The sequence below is a fragment of the Erwinia sp. MYb375 genome, from assembly GCF_037479175.1.
In the GTDB taxonomy this organism is placed as follows: domain Bacteria; phylum Pseudomonadota; class Gammaproteobacteria; order Enterobacterales; family Enterobacteriaceae; genus Erwinia; species Erwinia rhapontici.
Genome location: NZ_JBBGZS010000003.1, coordinates 1 through 615, shown reverse-complemented (window position 1 = coordinate 615; position 615 = coordinate 1). Strand labels below are relative to the sequence as shown.

The following is a 615-nucleotide window of genomic DNA, read 5'->3' as shown; positions in this document are numbered from 1 at the left end:
ACATGATAGTGTGTCGAAACACACTGGGTTTCCCCATTCGGGTATCGTCGGTTGTTGCGGTTCATATCACCTTACCGACGCTTATCGCAGATTAGCACGCCCTTCATCGCCTCTGACTGCCTAGGCATCCACCGTGTACGCTTAGTCGCTTAACCTCACAACCCACAAGCGTCCCGAAGAACACATTGTCTGTTGTAAGCATTTGAGAGACTCGAACATATCGTTAATTTCATTCTTATTACGGAGAATGAAAACGACATGTCGTTTCAATTTTCAGCTTGTTCCGGATTGTTAAATAGCAAATATCTCAAACGTGACTCGCCTTACGGCATAATCAGTTTTGAGATACTGGGTGATAACGACTTTCACTTCGTTACCGGTATGGCGTCCCCAAGGGGATTCGAACCCCTGTTACAGCCGTGAAAGGGCAGTGTCCTGGGCCTCTAGACGATGGGGACTCTGGTGTGACTTTTGCTCATTTCTTCTATCAGACAATCTGTGTGGACACTACGCGGGAGAGTATCTTCAGGTAAGGAGGTGATCCAACCGCAGGTTCCCCTACGGTTACCTTGTTACGACTTCACCCCAGTCATGAATCACAAAGTGGTAAGCGCC

The 615-nt window shown here is 48.0% G+C and carries 1 tRNA gene and 2 rRNA genes; all 3 read right to left on the bottom strand.

Annotated elements, in window-relative coordinates:
• Positions 1-155, bottom strand: a 23S ribosomal RNA gene (locus WH279_RS00025); the annotation flags it as partial.
• A gap of 227 nt (positions 156-382) precedes the next feature.
• Positions 383-458, bottom strand: a tRNA-Glu gene (locus WH279_RS00020).
• Positions 459-530: 72 nt separating this feature from the next.
• A 16S ribosomal RNA gene (locus WH279_RS00015) occupies positions 531-615 on the bottom strand; the annotation flags it as partial.